Below are 16,482 nucleotides of genomic sequence, written 5' to 3'. Positions count from 1 at the left end.
CCCGTTTGCGGGGAGAGGTCGCGAGCCTTCAGGCGAGCGGGTGAGGGGCTGGCTCAGCGATTGCCCCTCACCCGAAGACATCGCTACGCTCGTTCTTCGACCTCTCCCCGTAAACGGGGAGAGGTAAAAAAGACGGCGGACCATCCGCCGCGGAGGAAATGCCCGCCATGCTCCCTCAAGCTGACACCTACGACGATCTCTACAAGAACTTCCGCTGGGACATTCCCGCGTCGTTCAACATCGCGACCGCGTGTTGCGACCGCTATGCGGATGGCTCCGGCAGGCTCGCGCTGATCTATGTGGATGAAGACGGCGGCACGCAGAAGCTGTCGTTCGACGAGATCAGTGCGCTATCGAAGAGCTTCGCCAATGTGCTGAAGGCCGACGGGCTCAAGCGCGGCGACCGCGTCGCGGTGTTCCTGTCGCAGTCGGTGGAATTGCCCATTGCGCATCTCGCCGCGTTCCGCTCCGGCATGATCTCCGTTCCGCTGTTCACCCTGTTCGGCGAGGACGCACTGGAATATCGCCTGTCCAACAGCGGGGCGCGGGCGGTCATCACCGACGAGGGCGGCTGGGACAAGCTGTCGAAGATCCGCGATCGCCTGCCTCACCTGCAGGACATCTATGTCACCAGCGGCGCGGTCCATGCCGGCGCGAAATCGTTCTGGCAGTCGATCGAGGATGCGTCCGAGGATTTCCAGACCGTTGATACCAGCCCCGACGATCCGGCGATCATCATTTATACGTCAGGCACGACCGGAAATCCGAAGGGCGCGCTGCACGCCCATCGCGTGCTGCTCGGCCATCTGCCGAATGTCGAGATGGCGCACGACTTCTTTCCCAAGCCCGGCGACCTGATGTGGACGCCGGCGGACTGGGCCTGGATTGGCGGATTGTTCGATGCGCTGTTCCCGGCCTGGTATCACGGCGTGCCGATGCTCGGCTATCGCGCGAAAAAATTTGAGCCGCAGGCAGCGATGCAACTGATGGCCGATCACGGCGTGCGCAATGTGTTCCTGCCGCCCACCGCACTGAAGCTGATGCGTCAGGCCGACGTCAAACATAGTGGCGTGAAGCTGCGCAGCATTTTCTCCGGCGGCGAGTCGCTCGGCGCCGAACTGATCGAGTGGGTGCGCGCCACCTTCGGCGTCGATGTGCACGAGATCTACGGCCAGACCGAATGCAATCTGGTCCTTGCCAACAATTCCCATCTGTTTCCGATCAAGCCAGGCTCGATGGGCAAGCCGACGCCGGGATTCGATGTGCGCATTGTCAATGAGCATGGCGAGGAATTGCCGCGCAATCAACGCGGCATTGTCGGGGTGCGCGCGCCCAATCCGGTGACCATGATCGAATACTGGAAGAACCCGGAAGCCACTGCGAAGAAATATGCCGGCGGCTTCCTGCTCACCGGCGATCTCGGCGTGCAGGATGATGACGGTTACTTCTGGTACGTCAGCCGCGAGGACGACGTCATCACCAGCGCGGGCTATCGCATCGGTCCCGCCGAGATCGAGCATACCCTGATGAAGCATCCGGCGGTGGCGATGTCCGCGGTGGTCGGGATTCCCGATCCGATCCGCACCGAAGCGATCAAGGCGTGGATCGTACTGCGTCCGGGATTCACCGCGAGCGACGCGCTGGCGAAGGAAATTCAGGATTTCGTCAAGGTGCAGCTCGCCGCCCATGAGTATCCGCGTCACATCCAGTTCGCGGACACCTTGCCGATGACGGCCACCGGCAAGGTGCTACGGCGGGAATTGCGGACGCTGGGGTAGACGCTTTTTCACCTCTCCCCGTTCTACGGGGAGAGGTCGGATTGCGGAGCAATCCGGGTGAGGGGCTTTTTATTTGTTCGGTGCGGGATTTGCCCCTCACCCCAACCCTCTCCCCGCAAGAGCGGGGCGAGGGAGTTACATCCCCGGCACTTTCACGCCGAGCCGCTTCAGCGCCTCCAGCATTCGTTTCGGCGGCTCCATCTTGATCGACAGCGGCTTGCCGGTTTCCAGCACGCTCTTGAGGCTGGAGAGAATGGCAGGCCAGCCCGCGCGTCCGCCGGACAGAATGTCCTCGTCGATCTCGCGCTCGTTCGCCTCGGTCATGGTCAACCGTACTGACTCTCCCGATTGTTCGATCTCATAAGTCACCAGCGTCTCGCCGAGCGCCTCGATCAGGCCGGGCCAGTTGACGTTGAAGGTGATGACCAGCTTGCGCGGCGGGTCGTAGGCGACCACTTCGCCGCTGATGTGAACCGATCCGTCCGGCGCGCGAAGCACGAACGCGCCGCCCACCCGGTCCTCGACCTCGACGCCGAAGCCCGAGAAATACTCGCGGCTGTATTCGGCCGACGTCAGCGCGTCCCACACCTTCTCGGGCGTCGAGGCGATGTAGATCGTGTAAACCAGCGAGGGTTTGAATTTGCCGATGTCCATCACGCGCTCTCCGCGCTGCGCGGCATTTCGAAATCCAGCGGCTTGCCGGTCTCAAGAATGCTCTTGAGGCTGCAGAGGACCAGCGGCCAGCCTTCGGAAATGCTGGGCAATGTCTTGCTGTCGTCGGCGAAATCCTCGTGGGTCACGGTCAGCTTGACCGCGCCGTTGCTTGGCTCAAGCACGAACGTCACGCGGGAAGGGTGCTCCTTGATCATCTCCGCGTCGAAAACCGACAGCCAGCTATAGGACAGCCGGCGCGGCGGATCGGATTCGAGCACGAAGCCCTCGTTCACCACCTTGCCGAACCTGTCCATGTGCATGCGGGAGCCGACCTTCCAGTCGGAATGCAGGCTGCAGCCGAACCAGTAGCTCTCGGTGAATGCCGTGTTGGTCAGGGCATGCCAGAGTTTCTCCGGCGTGGTCTTGATGAAGGTCACATAGACGAATTCGGGTTTACGCATCACGCTTCTCCAGTTGACGTTTGAGTTCGCTGAGCGCGGCGAGTTTGCTGCGCTCGAATTTCCTGATCCATCGTTCTCCGATCTCGTGGATCGGAACGGGATTGAGGTAGTGCAGTTTCTCGCGGCCGTGCTTGAGCGTGGTCACGAGATTGGCGTCTTCGAGAATCCCGAGATGCTTGGTCACGGCCTGCCGTGTCATGGCGAGACCATCGCAAAGCTCCAGCAATGTCTGCCCGTTGCGGGCGTGAAGCCGGTCCAGCAATGAGCGCCGCGATGCATCCGCCAGTGCCTTGAAGACCTCGTCCATGGTCAGAATAATAGGAAACCAAATGGTTGCCTGTCAAGCGTCGCCCGAAATCATTTGCGGTGGAATTGAACCGCTTGCATTTGCGCAGCGTCTGATCCTTTGATGCGGTCTCTCGCATCGGGGAATTTCATGTCGCTTCAGGTCTATCTCGCCTATGTCGCTGCCTGTGTCGCGCTCGCGATCCTGCCGGGCCCGATCGTCACGCTCGTCATTGCCAACGGTCTTCGCTACGGCACGCGCGCGGCACTCACCAACATTGCCGGGGCGCAGGTGGGGCTTGTGATCATCATCGGCATCATCGCCGTGGGCCTGACATCGCTGATGGCGACAATGGGCTACTGGTTCGAATGGGTGCGGTTCGCCGGCGCGGCCTATCTCGTCTGGCTCGGCATCAAGCTGTTCCGGTCGACCGGCGCGCTGTCGTCGACCGACGCGCCGCCGCCGCCGCGCGGCGGATTTTTCCTTCAGGGATTCCTGGTGCTGCTCAGCAATCCGAAGGTGCTGGTGTTCTTCGGCGCGTTCATTCCGCAATTCGTCGATATGAATCAGGATCACCTGCCGCAGGTGGCGTTGCTCGGCGTCACCTTCACGGTGATCGCGGCGCTGTCTGACGGCGCATACGCCCTGCTGGCGGGCCGCGCAGGCAAGCTGCTGTCGGCGCGGCGGGTGCGGCTGGTGTCGCGCATCTCGGGCGGCTTCATGATCGGCGGCGGCATCTGGCTTGCCCTGACGCGGGCGAGGTAACCGATGCTGCCGGATATTCCGTGGTTCGTTTATGCGATGCTGCTGGCGCCGGTCGGCCTCATCGTATTCGCGGCGATCTACAAATATCTGGAAGTCCGCGCCGCCAGCGACTGGCCGAGCACGCCGGGCAAGGTCGTCATCTCGAAATCCGAGGTGCGACAGGTGAAGGTGATCGACAGCGAGCGCGAGGCGGGGCACCGTTTCGAGGATCGCAACTTCGCCAACGTTACCTACGAATACTCCGTCGCCGGGCAGACCTACCGCAACAACCGCATCACCATCGGTGAGGACCGCGGAAATTTCGAGGTCGCGGAAACACTCGCGCGCTATCCTGTCGGCAACGCCGTGACCGTCTATTACAATCCCAACAAGCGCGGCGAGGCCGTGCTTGAGCGCGACATGCCGAAGGGAGTGTGGGGCTGCATCGGCTGGATGGTGGCGATAACGGTCGTGCTGGTGTTCGGCTCAGCGATCGGTCTTCACAAGATTACGGATTTCGTCTCGGCCAGACTAGCCAGCCCCGAAATGTCGGGCATGACCGTGGCGCTGGGCGCATTCGGCGCAGCGATCGCGCTATTCGCGCTGATGTTTCAGCGTCAGGCGTCGCTTGCGAAAAAATGGCCGGTGGTGCAGGGCAGGATCAGGACCTCCGGTCTTGAGGAATTTCGCGCGGCGCCCGAAGAAGGCCGCTCGCACGGCACGACCAAATTCCAGTCAAAGGTGCTGTATTCGTATCGCTACAACGGCATCGATTACACCAGTTCGCAGGCGTCCTACGACGGGCAGGTCTCATCCACATCGCGCTGGATGATGGAGCGTGTCGCGAAGAAATATCCCAACGGCAAGAGTGTCGAGGTTCACGTCAATCCGGAAAATCCGTCGCAGGCGGTGCTGGAGACGCGCACGCCCGGCATCTGGATTCTCTGGCTGTCTGCGATCGCGATCTGGAGCATCGCGTATTTCGTCGCGATCAAGGGCTAGACGGGGGACGATGAGGGTCGATTGTATCGTGGCCGCAAAGCGATGACGCTTGAGTTGCTGATCTGCGCCTCATTCGGCGGGCATCAGTTTCCTGGCGTGCAGGCCTTCCTCGATCTCGCGCAGGAGGCGCGACAGCCGCTCCGCCCATTGATGCTGGCCGGACTGGTCGCTGATCAAATCCTGACGGATCTCGATGCCGGTATGCATCAGCCCGCGCTTTTCGGCATGCACAGGAATGGTGTAGTCGGTCGCATCGCTCACCGCATAAGGTTCGTTATCACCGACCACGAGATCTCCCTCAAGGCGCAGCTTGTCGCGCAACAGATGCGGCAGCCGGTCGTCGCGGTTATAGAGCGTGCCGATGTGCCAGGGCCGGGCGATGCCGGCATAGACCGGCGTGAACGAATGCAGCGACACCAGAATGGTCGGCAGGCCGCTGGCCTTGCGCGCGTCGAGCGCCTGCGCGATGCGTGAGTGATAGGGCAGAAACACCGCGCGCCGCCGCTCCGCGACCTGCTCGCGGGTGAGCCCGCCATTGCCGGGAATTTCCGTCGCCTCGCTGATCAGCGGGATCGAGCCCGGGCTGTCGAACGGCCGGTTGCAGTCGATCACGAGGCGCGAATAGCGCTGCGCGATCAGGTGCACGTCCATTTCCTTCGCAAGCCAGGTCGCGACCTCGGCGATGCCGATGTCCCATGCGATGTGCCGCTCCAGTTCGCCGGCGTGGACGCCGAGATCGCCGAGCGCCCGCGGAATCAGGCGGCCGTAGTGATCGCAGGTGAAAAAGAACGGCGAGCGGCTGCCGGGATTTTCCTCAAGCACAGGCGGAACTTCGTCGTCCTCAAGGAGTCGTAAGGTGTCGGCTGGAGCGGGCAGGGCCATTTTGCTTTCGTTGCCTATCACAGCGGCATTCAAGCCCAACAATTAGCCGGAAATGCAGCAAAAACAGCATGTACGATTCGCAGACGAATTCAATCGGCCTGAACAAGACGATGCCCCTGCTGACGATTCATCACAAGACCGAGTATCGCTACGACCGGCCGGTGGCGTTCGGCGAACATCGGATCATGCTGCGCCCGCGCGACGGTCATGACATCCGTGTGCTGTCGGAGCGGCTGGACATCTGGCCACAGCCGTCTTCGCTGCGCCGCATTCACGATGTCTTCGGCAACAGCGTCGCCATCGCCGATTTCGACACCGTGTCGGACCGGCTGGTGTTCGACTCGACCGTCACGGTTGATCACTATCCGCTCGAGAACATCGTCCTGACCCCGGACGACCAGGCCTATTACTACCCGTTCTTCTACGATCATGACGAACTGACCGACCTCGCACCGTCGATGACCCCGCAATACAGCGATCCCGACGGCGCGCTGGCGGCGTGGGCGCGGCAGTTTCTGAGCGCCGGAAGCCGCACCAAAACGATCGACCTGCTGGTCGGCATGACCCATGGCGTCCGGGAGTCGTTCAGCTATCGCAAGCGCCACGAGCACGGCACCCAGCATCCGCTGGATACCCTGAGTATCGGTTCGGGCACCTGCCGCGATTTCGCGCTGTTTATGATCGAGGCGCTGCGGCGGCTCGGTATCGCGTCGCGCTTCGTCAGCGGCTACATCTTCATTCCGGGCGACGAGGCCCATGGCTATGTCGGCGGCGGCAACACCCATGCCTGGGTGCGGGCCTATCTGCCGGGGGCGGGCTGGATCGAGTTCGACCCGACCAACGGCATTGTCGGCAGCCGCGATCTCATTCGCGTGGCGGTGGCGCGCGATCCGCAACAGGCTGTCCCGTTGCACGGCACTTATATGGGGCCGGCCGACGCCCACCTTGGCATGGACGTCACCATTCACGTCCTCTCGGTCGGGGAAGATCTGGAGGAAACCGCTGCATGCTGATCAGAGTTGGATTCGAGATTTCCTACGGCGCCGTCGCTGAAACGCCGATGGTGATCATGATGCGGATTCATCCCTCGCGCGCCAGGGACATTGTCGGCGAGGAGACGATCATCACAGAGCCGAACGTGCGGATCCGCTATTATCACGACAGCTTCGGCAACATCTGCGGCCGGCTCACGGCCCCGCCGGGCGGCATCACGTTTCGCGGCGACGCGCTGGTGCGCGACACCGGCCTGCCGGATGCGGTCGTCCCCGAAGCGCAGCAGATGCCGGTCGAGCAACTGCCCGACGAAGTGCTGCTTTATCTGATGGCGAGCCGCTACTGCGAGACGGATCGCCTCACCGATTTCGCGTGGTCGCAGTTCGGCAACACGCCGCCCGGGTGGGAGCGCGTGCAGGCGATCAATACATGGGTGCACAACCATGTGCGGTTTGACTACCAGCAGGCGCGGCCGACCAAGTCCGCCTTCGACGTCTTTGAAGAACAGCAGGGCGTCTGCCGGGATTTTGCGCATCTGGCGCTGACGCTGTGCCGCTGCATGAATATCCCGGCGCGTTATGTCACCGGCTACATGGGCGACATCGGCATTCCGCCCGATCCCGCGCCGATGGATCTGTCCGGCTGGTACGAGGTCTATCTTTCCGGCAAGTGGTACACCTTCGATGCGCGGCACAACAAGCCGCGGATCGGCCGCATCCTGATGGCCACCGGCCGCGATGCGGCAGACGTTGCAATCTCGACGACCTTCGGGCAGATGGTGCTGAACAAGTTCGTCATCGTGAGTGACGAGGTTCCCGAATCCAAGGCCGGCTAAGAAGCCCGGACAACAGTTGCAATGACCGAGCGTTTGTTTGTCTACGGCACCCTGAGGCGTGGTTCGCGGCATCCATGGGCGGCGAAGCTGGCGGCCAGTGCCACATGTCTCGGCGAGGCGCGCTACAACGGCCGCCTTTATCGCATAACGCACTATCCCGGCGTCGTTCCGTCCACCCAGCCGGATGAGTGGGCGTATGGAGATGTCTTCGAACTGCGCGATCCGGAGATTCTGACGGCGCTCGACGCTTACGAGGGTTGCGGCCCGGACGATGCCGAGCCGACCCAGTATCTGCGCAAGCTTCAGAAAATGACGCTGGCCGATGGTACCGTCGTCGAGGCGTGGATGTATGTCTACAACTGGTCCCTCGAGAACCGGGAGCGGATCAAGTCCGGCCGGTTCGACGAGGTGGAGTCGTAAGCTTCGCGAGTCGGAGTGTTCCTACCCGACTGCTGCTTCAAGCTCGTTTTTTGGATTTGGCCTTCTGCTGCATGTAAGAGCGCAGAACGGCATTCATGCGGCCCTGATAGCCGTCACCCTGGCCCTTGAAATAATCAAGCACGTCTTCATCGATCCGGATGGAAATAGCTTTTTTCTTCGCTGGAATGACAAGTTCGGCCTTTGACCAGTCGATATTCTTGAATTCAGCCCAGTCGGGATCGTTCGCCATAGCGGCGTCGATCTGACGATCGGTGAGTTTGCCAACGCGGGACCAGTCAGTCTTTCCCTTTCGCCGGTCGCCCGATTGACGCGTGACGATATGATTCTTTTTCATTCTTTCTCGCGGAGCGCGCTGAGATGATCCGGATGATGTCATTTCGCCATGTGAAGATCACGGCAATGACATGATTGTTGGACTTCCCAATCGCGATCCAGCGCTCCTCGTTGTTGCGGTCCGATCGATATAGGAGCAAGGGACCATCGAAGATGTCGACCGCATCTTCAAAGTCGATGCCATGCTTTTCTATGTTCCGACGGTTTTTATCGCCATCCCATTCGAATCCCTTCGGCGATTCCATAGACGAGCACTCCAGTATCATTCTGCCGCAAAGCGGTGAGTTCATTGATGATCATGAAACGGTCCTTTGGATAAAGCTTGAGGTAATGTATATATGATATGTATATACATTCCTCTGCGGGATGTCAATTCTTTTGGGTTCACGCCTTCGGCGCCGCCGTCAGTGCCGCGGTGTCCTTCACGACAATCGCAAAACGATCCGCCAGTTCGGTCAGCGCCACGCGGTGGACGACGCTGGCGGGAATCGTGCCGCCGAGCGGATCGGGCAGGTCGCGCGTCGCGGCGGCGTTGGCGACAACGGTGGTGCGGTATTTCAGGTCGAGCGCGGCGCGGGCGGTCGCGCTGACGCACATATGGGTCATGAAGCCCGCGAGGATCAGTTCGGTGCGGCCGGTGCTCTTCACCAGTGCGTCGAGATCAGTGCCCGCGAACGAATTCGGCAGCGTCTTGCGCACCACGACTTCTCCCGCTGCCGGTGTGAGCAGCGGCACGATCGCGGCGGTGGGCCCGTCCTCTGCGAACAGCGGGCGGCCCGACGGCGCGTGCTGCACGATATGGAACACCGGCACGCCGCGCTCGCGCGCCAGCTTCAGCAGTTTGGCGGCTTCGACAATGGCGGCATCGACACCGTCCAGCGGCAGGTTGCCCTTGCCCGTGTATTCAAGCTGGGCGTCGATGATGACGAGGGCGGATGTGTCGAGCGCGCTCGGATGCAGCGGCGCACCGGCGATCTGGAGCAGGGATTTCGGGGCGGGAGCCATATTTTCTTGCTTTCGTTGAGTAGTCCGGAACCGCGCCCGGACCATAAGGGCTGTGAATAGCCGGGACAATCCGGCTTTCATTGGGGGATGGACCCAGGAAGCCTATATTGATGGTCGGTTGCAGAGGCTGCCCGATTCCATGCGATTCACGCCCCAATTTCTCGAAGAACTGCGCGCCCGGCTTCCGGTTTCGGAAGTCGTGGGCAAGCGCGTGAAGCTGAAGCGGGCGGGCAAGGAGTACAAGGGACTCTCGCCCTTCAAGCAGGAGAAGACCCCCTCGTTCACGGTGAATGACCAGAAGGGATTCTACCACTGCTTCGCCTCCGGCAAGCACGGCAACATCTTCGACTTCATCATGGAGACCGAAGGCCTCGGCTTCATCGAGGCGGTGGAGGTCGCAGCCTCGCAGGCCGGCATGCCGCTTCCGGCGGTGACGCCTGACGCCGCGCGTCACGAGCAGCGCCGCAAGACGCTGTACGATGTGATGGACCTCGCCGCGAAATTCTTCGCCGACACGCTGGCCTCGCGCAATGGCGCGAAAGCCCGTGGCTATCTCGGCGACCGCGCGATCTCGCCCGCGACGCAATTGCAGTTTCGTCTCGGTTACGCGCCGGGCGAACGCTTTGCGCTGAAGGAGCATCTCGGCAAGCTCGGCATTCCGGTCGAGGACATGGTCGAGGCGGGGCTTCTGATCGCAGGCGACGACATCCCGGTGCCGTACGATCGTTTCCGCGATCGCGTGATGTTTCCGATCACCGACGCGCGGGGCCGCGTCATCGCCTTCGGCGGCCGCGCGCTCGAAAAGGACGTGCCCGCGAAGTATCTGAACTCGCCGGAGACGCCGCTGTTTCACAAGGGCGACAATCTCTACAACCTCGCCACGGCGCGGCAGGCCGCCCATGATGGTGCGCAGCTCATCGTCGCTGAAGGCTATGTCGATGTCATCGCGCTGGTCACCACCGGCTTTCCCGGAGCGGTCGCCCCGCTCGGCACCGCGCTGACCGAGAACCAGCTCGCGCTGCTCTGGAAGATGGCGGATGAACCGATCCTGTGTTTCGACGGCGACGGCGCCGGACAGCGCGCGGCATTCCGCGCGGCGGATCTGGCGCTGCCGCATCTCAAGCCGGGAAAAAGCCTGCGTGTCGCGCTGCTACCGGAAGGACAGGACCCTGACGATCTCGCGCGCTCCGGCGGGCGCGGTGCGATCGAGGAAGTGATCGCGCAGGCCAAGCCGCTGGCGGACATCGTGTGGTCGCGCGAGATCGAAGGCGGCAGCTTCGCCACGCCAGAGCGCCGCGCGGCGCTGGAAGCGCGTATCAACGAACTGACCAACGGCATCCGCGACGAGGTGGTGCGGCGTTATTACAAGCAGGATTTTTCCGAGCGGCTGCGCAACGCGTTCGCCCCGCAAGGAAACTATCAGGGCGGGTATCAAGGCGGCGCGCGCGGCGGTTTCCGGGGCCCCAATCAGGGCGGCTTCGGCGGCGAATCAGGGCGGCGTTTTCAGCAGCGCCCGCCGTTTGCGCCCGGCGGGGCCGGACGGAGCGACGCGCGGGGCGGGCTATCCACAGGCCCGCGCACCATCAACCGGTCGCCCTATCAGGTCGCGAGCCCCCAACTGGCGGGTTCCTCAATCATGCGCGGCCAGCGCAGTTCCATCTCCCGGCGGGAGGCCCTGATCCTGCAATCGCTGCTCAACCACCCCTGGCTGCTGCACGACCATCTGGAGGAAATCACCGCCCTGGAGCTGGCCCATCCTGAGGCCCACAAGCTGCGCGCCGGGATCGTGACGGCCTTTGCGAATTATGGGCCGACCAACGATCTGGAGACCGAACGGACCCGAATCCGGACCTGGCTCACGGCGAACGGATATGATGAGCAGATTCAAAGGGTTGAGCGGGCACTGACCACCAAGAGCGTCTGGGGGACGCAGGCCGGCGCTGCGGCAGAGGATGTTCTTTCGACCTGGCATCAACTTGTTGTCTTGCATCGCCAATCCCACTCCTTACTTAGAGAACTCAAGGATGCCGAGCAGGCACTGGGGCAGGACAGCAGCGAGTCCAATGAGGCTTGGCTGCGCGATGTGAAAGCCCGGCTTGCTGACGTGGACGGCCTTGACGCGCTGATTGAGGGTTTCGGCGAATCTTCCGGCCGGTTCCAGCGCAGCGTGTGACGAAAATGATGCGGCAAGGCCTCCGCCGGGGTTTTATGTCGGCGCCAAGGCCTTAAAAAGACTCGCCAAACCGGGTTTTTACCCGCAAAAACAGGGTTAATCGTAGCTTAACGGCCTTCGGCCATACCTACATCTTCGGCCCGGGTGGTGCCCTCAAAAGCGCCGCCCTTTCCGCATCAATGCGGTGTGAAATTCAACGCAGGCCGTGGGCCTACGTCGTGAGCGCGTTTCAGGAGCAGTGAATGGCCATCAAGGCAAAGACAGCAGCGATCAAGGACAAAGACAAGGATCAGAAGGCCGCTGACACTCCTGAGAAAGATGGCGCGGACGCTCCGTCGCCGTTGCTCGATCTGTCCGATGCCGCCGTCAAGAAGATGATCAAGCAGGCCAAGAAGCGCGGCTTCGTGACCTTCGATCAGCTCAACGAAGTGCTCCCGTCCGACACCACCTCGCCCGAACAGATCGAAGACATCATGGCGATGCTCTCCGACATGGGCATCAACGTATCCGAGTCCGACGACGCCGCCGACGAGGACGAGGAGAAGCAGGAAGAGGCCGACGACGAGACCGATAACGAACTCGTCGAGGTCACCTCCAAGGCCGTCACCGAAACCAAGAAGTCCGAGCCGGGCGAGCGCACCGACGATCCCGTGCGCATGTACCTGCGCGAAATGGGCACCGTCGAGCTGCTGTCGCGCGAGGGCGAAATCGCCATCGCCAAGCGCATCGAGGCCGGCCGCGAGGCGATGATCGCGGGGCTCTGCGAAAGCCCGCTGACCTTTCAGGCCATCATCATCTGGCGCGACGAACTCAACGAAGGAAAGATCTTCCTTCGCGACATCATCGATCTCGAAGCGACCTACGCCGGTCCCGACGCCAAGAACAACATGAACCCGGCGATGATCGCGGGCCCCACGGGTCCTGACGGTCAGCCGACCAACGCCATCATCAATGCCGACGGCACCGTGCAGGTGATTGCCGCCGCGCAGGCTGCCGCCGCGCCGGCCGCGCCGCCGTCGCCGACGCCGTTCCGTCCCGCGCCCGCTGGCGACGCCGCCGCGAAGGACCCCAGCGAAGCCGCCGCCGAAGCGGACATGGACGAGGACGACGAGTTCGAGAACCAGATGTCGCTCGCGGCCATCGAGGCCGAGCTGAAGCCGAAGGTGGTCGAGACCTTCGACAAGATCGCCTCCGAGTACAAGAAGCTGCGGCGTCTTCAGGAGCAGGACATCCAGAACCAGCTTCAGAACGAGACGCTCTCGCCGGCGCAGGAGCGCAAGTACAAGAAGCTGAAGGACGAGATCGTCGTCGAGGTGAAGTCGCTGCGGCTCAACCAGGCGCGCATCGATTCGCTGGTCGAGCAGCTTTACGACATCAACAAGAAGCTGGTGTCGTTCGAGGGCCGCCTGTTCCGCCTCGGCGACAGCCATGGCGTCGGCCGCGAGGACTTCCTGCGCAACTATCAGGGCTCGGAGCTCGATCCGCGCTGGCTCAACCGCGTCTCGAAACTGGCCGCCAAGGGCTGGAAGAATTTCGTCGCGGTGGAGAAGGACCGCATCAAGGAACTGCGCCACGAGATCCAGCAGCTTGCGGGCCTCACCGGCCTCGAGATCGGCGAATTCCGCAAGATCGTGCACGGCGTGCAGAAGGGCGAGCGCGAAGCCCGTCAGGCCAAGAAGGAAATGGTCGAGGCGAACCTCCGCCTCGTGATTTCCATCGCCAAGAAATACACCAACCGCGGCCTGCAGTTCCTCGATCTCATTCAGGAAGGCAACATCGGCCTGATGAAGGCGGTCGACAAATTCGAATACCGCCGCGGCTACAAGTTCTCGACCTACGCGACGTGGTGGATCCGTCAGGCCATCACCCGCTCGATCGCCGACCAGGCGCGCACCATCCGCATTCCGGTGCACATGATCGAGACGATCAACAAGATCGTGCGCACCTCGCGCCAGATGCTGAACGAGATCGGCCGCGAGCCGACCCCGGAAGAACTCGCCGAAAAGCTCGGCATGCCGCTGGAGAAGGTGCGCAAGGTTCTCAAGATCGCCAAGGAGCCGCTGTCACTCGAAACCCCGGTGGGCGACGAGGAGGATTCACATCTCGGCGATTTCATCGAGGACAAGAACGCGGTGCTGCCGATCGACGCGGCGATCCAGAGCAATCTGCGCGAGACCACGACGCGCGTGCTGGCGTCGCTGACGCCGCGCGAGGAACGCGTGCTGCGCATGCGCTTCGGCATCGGCATGAACACCGACCACACGCTGGAAGAAGTCGGCCAGCAGTTCTCGGTCACCCGCGAACGCATCCGTCAGATCGAAGCGAAGGCGCTGCGCAAGCTGAAGCATCCGAGCCGGTCAAGGAAGCTGCGGAGCTTCTTGGATAACTGAGCGAAATTTGATTTGTTGAAATGAAAACGGCGGCCGAAAGGCCGCCGTTTGTTTATGTTTAAATTCTCCATTCCTTTTCATTGGATGATTCTCAATGATCCGCTCAAAAACATTATTTATCATAGGTGCTGGCGCTGGCTTCGATATCGGAATGCCACTAGGCGAAAAACTTAGCCGCGAGATTGGCGAAAAAATAAACATTAAATTCAAACTAGGTGGCTACGAACAAGAGTCTGGCGATTACGAAATCATGGAAGCACTCAGAGCAATTGCCAGCCATGAGAAAATAAACGTCAATGAGTATCTCCAAGCAGGATGGAAGGTCGCTGATGGTGTTGTTTTTAGCAGATCAATAGACAGCTACCTAAATGCGCATTCCGGCAACGATAAAATAAAAGTTTGCGCCAAGCTCGGCATTGTAAAAGCAATTCTCGAAGCAGAGCGCGATAGTGCTGTTTTTATTGATCACAGGAATTCGATACTCGAGTTCAAAGATAAAGCGAAAGTTCTAAATTCTTGGCTTCAACCTTTTATGTTCGTTTTGCAGAACGGAGTGCGCCGTGACAGCGGACTCGATGACATTTTTCAAAATACAAAAATAATTAACTTCAACTATGATCGGTGTGTGGAACAATTTTTGTGGCTGGCTCTTCAGAAATTATTCGCGATCAGTACTGACGATGCAGCTTATTTATTGAACAAGCTGCCAATAATACATCCATACGGAACCGTTGGCTCTCTGTCTTGGCAAGCCGGACTGCGTGTTGGTTTTGGCGAAAAGATACAAACTCGCACGTTGATTGAAGCGTCAAATCAGATACGCACCTTCAATGAACAGATTGAAGACGAACAAATTCTTTCCCAAATGTCCGAGTGGGTTTCCGAGGCAAAACGAATCGTATTTCTAGGTTTTCATTTTCACGATCAGAATATGGCTCTGCTCCAATCGACTGAGCCGGCACGCGGAGGTGTGGTTGAAGTGTATGCGACCGGTTTTGAGCGATCTGTTTCTGAATTAACAATTATAGATAGCGAAATAAGAAAGCTGCTGGCGTCCCGCGGTGGCGGCTGGAACGTAAACATAGATCGGCGTTGGGATTGTTCTGGTCTATTCAAAGAGTTTGGCACGGCAATCGGGCGCTAGCTTAATTCACCACCCACTCTTTAAATCTTCCCTCCCAATCCTTAGCCACCGCGATAACCGAGCCCGATTCTCCACGGTGTCGTCGGTGGCCCCGAGGATGCGCGTTTCGTCCAGCGCGCGGGGCACATCGTTGTCAGGGCACACGCCCGGCGCGACGCGCACGCACGCAACCATCTTCGCCTTTCCCCGTTGTCTCCGATCCACACACTTCAAAGGAGACAGGCATGGCCGGAGAGCTCAACGGCAAGAAAATCCTCATTCTCGCCACCAATGGTTTCGAGCAATCGGAACTCGAAGTTCCGCGCGACAGGCTGAAAGCCGCGGGCGCGCAGGTCGATATCGTCTCGCCGGAAAGCGGCGAGATCAAAGGCTGGGACAAGAAGGACTGGGGCCGCCCGGTGAAGGTCGACAAGCCGCTCTCGGGCGCGAAGGCCGACGATTACGACGCCATCGTGCTGCCCGGCGGGCAGATCAATCCCGATCTGTTGCGCGTCAACAAGGACGCGCTGGCGCTGATCAAGGCGTTTTACGATTCCGGCAAGACGGTCGCCGCCGTGTGCCATGCGCCGTGGCTGCTGATCGAGACCGGCATCGCCAAGGGCCGCAAGATGACGTCTTATAATTCAATCAAGACCGACGTGATCAATGCCGGCGCAAAGTGGGAAGACAGCGAAGTCGTGACCGATCAGGGCGTCATCACCTCGCGCAATCCGGGCGATCTCGAAGCGTTCTCGAAAAAGATCATCGAGGAAATTCGCGAAGGCAAGCACGAGCGCAAGGCGGCCTGACGGCCGCGCCGCCGGAGCGCGTGCGCTTCGAAACAAAACGGCGGACCGAAAGGTTCGCCGTTTTGGTTTACAAGTAATCCCGATCTTCCCCAATCAACGTGTCACGTATGATGTTGGGTACGGGAAAGCCATAGCCCGCGCCGGGCCTGAGCCATATCAGCCGTCCGGCCTTGTGATACTCACTCGCATATAACTCGGTGCCGATCATGCGCAGCGCCAGCTCCAGGGACTGGATGGCGTCGATGCCGAATATTTTGCGCTTTAATGTTTGCTCGGGCCAGCCGATCGAGAAGGCGCATGACCAATCGCCATCTTCCTGCACCGGCATGAAAACGCGCACCGTAATGGCGGTTGCGGCTTCGTCCGAGAGCCGCAATGTTCGAGTCATCGTCAGCACGGAAAACCTTCAAAAGCTGAGGGAGGAGCGGGACGATCGGTTCGGCACTCAGCATAGCGCTCCATCGCGTGAGAATGTCAGACTGCGCGTATAGACGCGCGAATTTTGCTTGGCAGCCAATCGCCACGACCATTGCCTCCCACGTCAAACCCCGCTAAAACTCACTTTAGAATTAT

General features: G+C 60.7%; 18 protein-coding genes. 10 read left to right on the top strand and 8 right to left on the bottom strand.

Going from position 1 to position 16,482, the window contains the following annotated elements; genetic code table 11:
- Positions 1-167: 167 nt before the first annotated feature.
- Positions 168-1,778, top strand: a complete 1,611-nt coding sequence (locus tag HMPREF9695_RS16950; protein WP_006022107.1) for an acyl-CoA synthetase — start codon at positions 168-170, stop codon at positions 1,776-1,778.
- A gap of 135 nt (positions 1,779-1,913) precedes the next feature.
- Here the strand turns inward: HMPREF9695_RS16950 and HMPREF9695_RS16945 are convergent, their stop codons facing one another.
- Genes HMPREF9695_RS16945 through HMPREF9695_RS16935 form a run of 3 tightly spaced genes read right to left on the bottom strand, consistent with a single transcriptional unit; the run spans position 1,914 to position 3,200 of the window.
- Positions 1,914-2,432: an SRPBCC family protein gene (locus HMPREF9695_RS16945; RefSeq protein WP_006022106.1), complete on the bottom strand. Its 519-nt coding sequence runs from the start codon at positions 2,430-2,432 to the stop codon at positions 1,914-1,916.
- Positions 2,432-2,893 carry an SRPBCC family protein gene (locus tag HMPREF9695_RS16940; RefSeq protein WP_006022105.1) on the bottom strand — a complete coding sequence of 154 codons (462 nt, stop codon included), beginning with the start codon at positions 2,891-2,893 and terminating at the stop codon, positions 2,432-2,434. The genes HMPREF9695_RS16945 and HMPREF9695_RS16940 overlap by 1 nt, the downstream gene beginning before the upstream one ends.
- The gene (locus HMPREF9695_RS16935; RefSeq protein ID WP_006022104.1) at positions 2,886-3,200 is read right to left on the bottom strand and encodes an ArsR/SmtB family transcription factor; all 315 of its coding nucleotides are present in this window, start codon (positions 3,198-3,200) and stop codon (positions 2,886-2,888) included. The genes HMPREF9695_RS16940 and HMPREF9695_RS16935 overlap by 8 nt, the downstream gene beginning before the upstream one ends.
- Positions 3,201-3,329: 129 nt before the next feature.
- Between HMPREF9695_RS16935 and HMPREF9695_RS16930 the strand changes: the two genes are divergently transcribed.
- The gene (locus HMPREF9695_RS16930) at positions 3,330-3,944 is read left to right on the top strand and encodes a LysE family translocator (protein ID WP_006022103.1); all 615 of its coding nucleotides are present in this window, start codon (positions 3,330-3,332) and stop codon (positions 3,942-3,944) included.
- Between the two features lie 3 nt (positions 3,945-3,947).
- Entirely contained in the window at positions 3,948-4,925 is a 978-nt protein-coding gene (locus tag HMPREF9695_RS16925) for a DUF3592 domain-containing protein (RefSeq protein ID WP_006022102.1), read from the top strand.
- 69 nt (positions 4,926-4,994) lie between these two features.
- Here the strand turns inward: HMPREF9695_RS16925 and HMPREF9695_RS16920 are convergent, their stop codons facing one another.
- A complete protein-coding gene (locus HMPREF9695_RS16920; protein ID WP_006022101.1) occupies positions 4,995-5,807 on the bottom strand; it encodes an N-formylglutamate amidohydrolase in 813 nt (270 codons plus the stop codon).
- A gap of 68 nt (positions 5,808-5,875) precedes the next feature.
- Between HMPREF9695_RS16920 and HMPREF9695_RS16915 the strand changes: the two genes are divergently transcribed.
- Genes HMPREF9695_RS16915 through HMPREF9695_RS16905 form a run of 3 tightly spaced genes read left to right on the top strand, consistent with a single transcriptional unit; the run spans position 5,876 to position 8,055 of the window.
- The gene (locus HMPREF9695_RS16915) at positions 5,876-6,820 is read left to right on the top strand and encodes a transglutaminase family protein (protein ID WP_006022100.1); all 945 of its coding nucleotides are present in this window, start codon (positions 5,876-5,878) and stop codon (positions 6,818-6,820) included.
- Entirely contained in the window at positions 6,814-7,635 is an 822-nt protein-coding gene (locus HMPREF9695_RS16910) for a transglutaminase-like domain-containing protein (RefSeq protein ID WP_006022099.1), read from the top strand. Before HMPREF9695_RS16915 ends, HMPREF9695_RS16910 begins: the two co-directional genes overlap by 7 nt.
- A gap of 21 nt (positions 7,636-7,656) precedes the next feature.
- Positions 7,657-8,055 (top strand): gamma-glutamylcyclotransferase family protein, encoded by a 399-nt coding sequence (locus tag HMPREF9695_RS16905; RefSeq protein ID WP_006022098.1) that lies wholly within the window; start codon positions 7,657-7,659, stop codon positions 8,053-8,055.
- Positions 8,056-8,092: 37 nt separating this feature from the next.
- Here HMPREF9695_RS16905 and HMPREF9695_RS16900 read toward each other — a convergent pair whose 3' ends face one another.
- The 3 genes from HMPREF9695_RS16900 to HMPREF9695_RS16890 form a co-directional block, all read right to left on the bottom strand.
- Positions 8,093-8,305 carry a BrnA antitoxin family protein gene (locus HMPREF9695_RS16900; RefSeq protein WP_245258783.1) on the bottom strand — a complete coding sequence of 71 codons (213 nt, stop codon included), beginning with the start codon at positions 8,303-8,305 and terminating at the stop codon, positions 8,093-8,095.
- Between the two features lie 46 nt (positions 8,306-8,351).
- Complete coding sequence (locus HMPREF9695_RS16895; protein WP_006022096.1) at positions 8,352-8,654, bottom strand: BrnT family toxin; 303 nt, start codon at positions 8,652-8,654, stop codon at positions 8,352-8,354.
- Between the two features lie 139 nt (positions 8,655-8,793).
- Positions 8,794-9,414 carry a cysteine hydrolase family protein gene (locus tag HMPREF9695_RS16890; RefSeq protein WP_006022094.1) on the bottom strand — a complete coding sequence of 207 codons (621 nt, stop codon included), beginning with the start codon at positions 9,412-9,414 and terminating at the stop codon, positions 8,794-8,796.
- Between the two features lie 139 nt (positions 9,415-9,553).
- Here HMPREF9695_RS16890 and dnaG point away from each other — a divergent pair, with 139 nt between their 5' ends.
- The 4 genes from dnaG (at position 9,554) to HMPREF9695_RS16870 (ending at position 15,909) form a co-directional block, all read left to right on the top strand.
- The gene (gene dnaG, locus HMPREF9695_RS16885) at positions 9,554-11,587 is read left to right on the top strand and encodes a DNA primase (RefSeq protein ID WP_006022093.1); all 2,034 of its coding nucleotides are present in this window, start codon (positions 9,554-9,556) and stop codon (positions 11,585-11,587) included.
- A gap of 242 nt (positions 11,588-11,829) precedes the next feature.
- Positions 11,830-13,977, top strand: coding sequence for an RNA polymerase sigma factor RpoD (rpoD, locus tag HMPREF9695_RS16880; RefSeq protein ID WP_006022092.1), 2,148 nt, complete (start codon positions 11,830-11,832; stop codon positions 13,975-13,977).
- Positions 13,978-14,071: 94 nt separating this feature from the next.
- On the top strand, positions 14,072-15,121 hold the full coding sequence (locus HMPREF9695_RS16875) for an SIR2 family protein (RefSeq protein ID WP_006022091.1): 1,050 nt from the start codon (positions 14,072-14,074) through the stop codon (positions 15,119-15,121).
- A gap of 224 nt (positions 15,122-15,345) precedes the next feature.
- Positions 15,346-15,909 carry a type 1 glutamine amidotransferase domain-containing protein gene (locus HMPREF9695_RS16870; protein ID WP_006022089.1) on the top strand — a complete coding sequence of 188 codons (564 nt, stop codon included), beginning with the start codon at positions 15,346-15,348 and terminating at the stop codon, positions 15,907-15,909.
- A 67-nt stretch (positions 15,910-15,976) separates the two neighbouring features.
- Here HMPREF9695_RS16870 and HMPREF9695_RS16865 read toward each other — a convergent pair whose 3' ends face one another.
- The gene (locus tag HMPREF9695_RS16865; protein ID WP_006022088.1) at positions 15,977-16,297 is read right to left on the bottom strand and encodes a DUF6968 family protein; all 321 of its coding nucleotides are present in this window, start codon (positions 16,295-16,297) and stop codon (positions 15,977-15,979) included.
- Positions 16,298-16,482 lie beyond the last annotated feature (185 nt).

The organism is Afipia broomeae ATCC 49717, from assembly GCF_000314675.2.
Classification (GTDB): Bacteria; Pseudomonadota; Alphaproteobacteria; order Rhizobiales; family Xanthobacteraceae; genus Afipia; species Afipia broomeae.
Note: the sequence above shows the minus strand (reverse complement) of the source record. Positions and strands in the feature narration are given on the sequence as shown.

What these genes read in the sequence shown, in the direction of transcription:
- HMPREF9695_RS16950 (WP_006022107.1), top strand. Translation starts at nt 168, where the DNA reads ATGCTCCCTCAAGCTGACACCTACGACGATCTCTACAAGAACTTCCGC.
- HMPREF9695_RS16945 (WP_006022106.1), bottom strand. Translation starts at nt 2,432, where the DNA reads ATGGACATCGGCAAATTCAAACCCTCGCTGGTTTACACGATCTACATC.
- HMPREF9695_RS16940 (WP_006022105.1), bottom strand. Translation starts at nt 2,893, where the DNA reads ATGCGTAAACCCGAATTCGTCTATGTGACCTTCATCAAGACCACGCCG.
- HMPREF9695_RS16935 (WP_006022104.1), bottom strand. Translation starts at nt 3,200, where the DNA reads ATGGACGAGGTCTTCAAGGCACTGGCGGATGCATCGCGGCGCTCATTG.
- HMPREF9695_RS16930 (WP_006022103.1), top strand. Translation starts at nt 3,330, where the DNA reads ATGTCGCTTCAGGTCTATCTCGCCTATGTCGCTGCCTGTGTCGCGCTC.
- HMPREF9695_RS16925 (WP_006022102.1), top strand. Translation starts at nt 3,948, where the DNA reads ATGCTGCCGGATATTCCGTGGTTCGTTTATGCGATGCTGCTGGCGCCG.
- HMPREF9695_RS16920 (WP_006022101.1), bottom strand. Translation starts at nt 5,807, where the DNA reads ATGGCCCTGCCCGCTCCAGCCGACACCTTACGACTCCTTGAGGACGAC.
- HMPREF9695_RS16915 (WP_006022100.1), top strand. Translation starts at nt 5,876, where the DNA reads ATGTACGATTCGCAGACGAATTCAATCGGCCTGAACAAGACGATGCCC.
- HMPREF9695_RS16910 (WP_006022099.1), top strand. Translation starts at nt 6,814, where the DNA reads ATGCTGATCAGAGTTGGATTCGAGATTTCCTACGGCGCCGTCGCTGAA.
- HMPREF9695_RS16905 (WP_006022098.1), top strand. Translation starts at nt 7,657, where the DNA reads ATGACCGAGCGTTTGTTTGTCTACGGCACCCTGAGGCGTGGTTCGCGG.
- HMPREF9695_RS16900 (WP_245258783.1), bottom strand. Translation starts at nt 8,305, where the DNA reads ATGGCGAACGATCCCGACTGGGCTGAATTCAAGAATATCGACTGGTCA.
- HMPREF9695_RS16895 (WP_006022096.1), bottom strand. Translation starts at nt 8,654, where the DNA reads ATGGAATCGCCGAAGGGATTCGAATGGGATGGCGATAAAAACCGTCGG.
- HMPREF9695_RS16890 (WP_006022094.1), bottom strand. Translation starts at nt 9,414, where the DNA reads ATGGCTCCCGCCCCGAAATCCCTGCTCCAGATCGCCGGTGCGCCGCTG.
- dnaG (WP_006022093.1), top strand. Translation starts at nt 9,554, where the DNA reads ATGCGATTCACGCCCCAATTTCTCGAAGAACTGCGCGCCCGGCTTCCG.
- rpoD (WP_006022092.1), top strand. Translation starts at nt 11,830, where the DNA reads ATGGCCATCAAGGCAAAGACAGCAGCGATCAAGGACAAAGACAAGGAT.
- HMPREF9695_RS16875 (WP_006022091.1), top strand. Translation starts at nt 14,072, where the DNA reads ATGATCCGCTCAAAAACATTATTTATCATAGGTGCTGGCGCTGGCTTC.
- HMPREF9695_RS16870 (WP_006022089.1), top strand. Translation starts at nt 15,346, where the DNA reads ATGGCCGGAGAGCTCAACGGCAAGAAAATCCTCATTCTCGCCACCAAT.
- HMPREF9695_RS16865 (WP_006022088.1), bottom strand. Translation starts at nt 16,297, where the DNA reads ATGACTCGAACATTGCGGCTCTCGGACGAAGCCGCAACCGCCATTACG.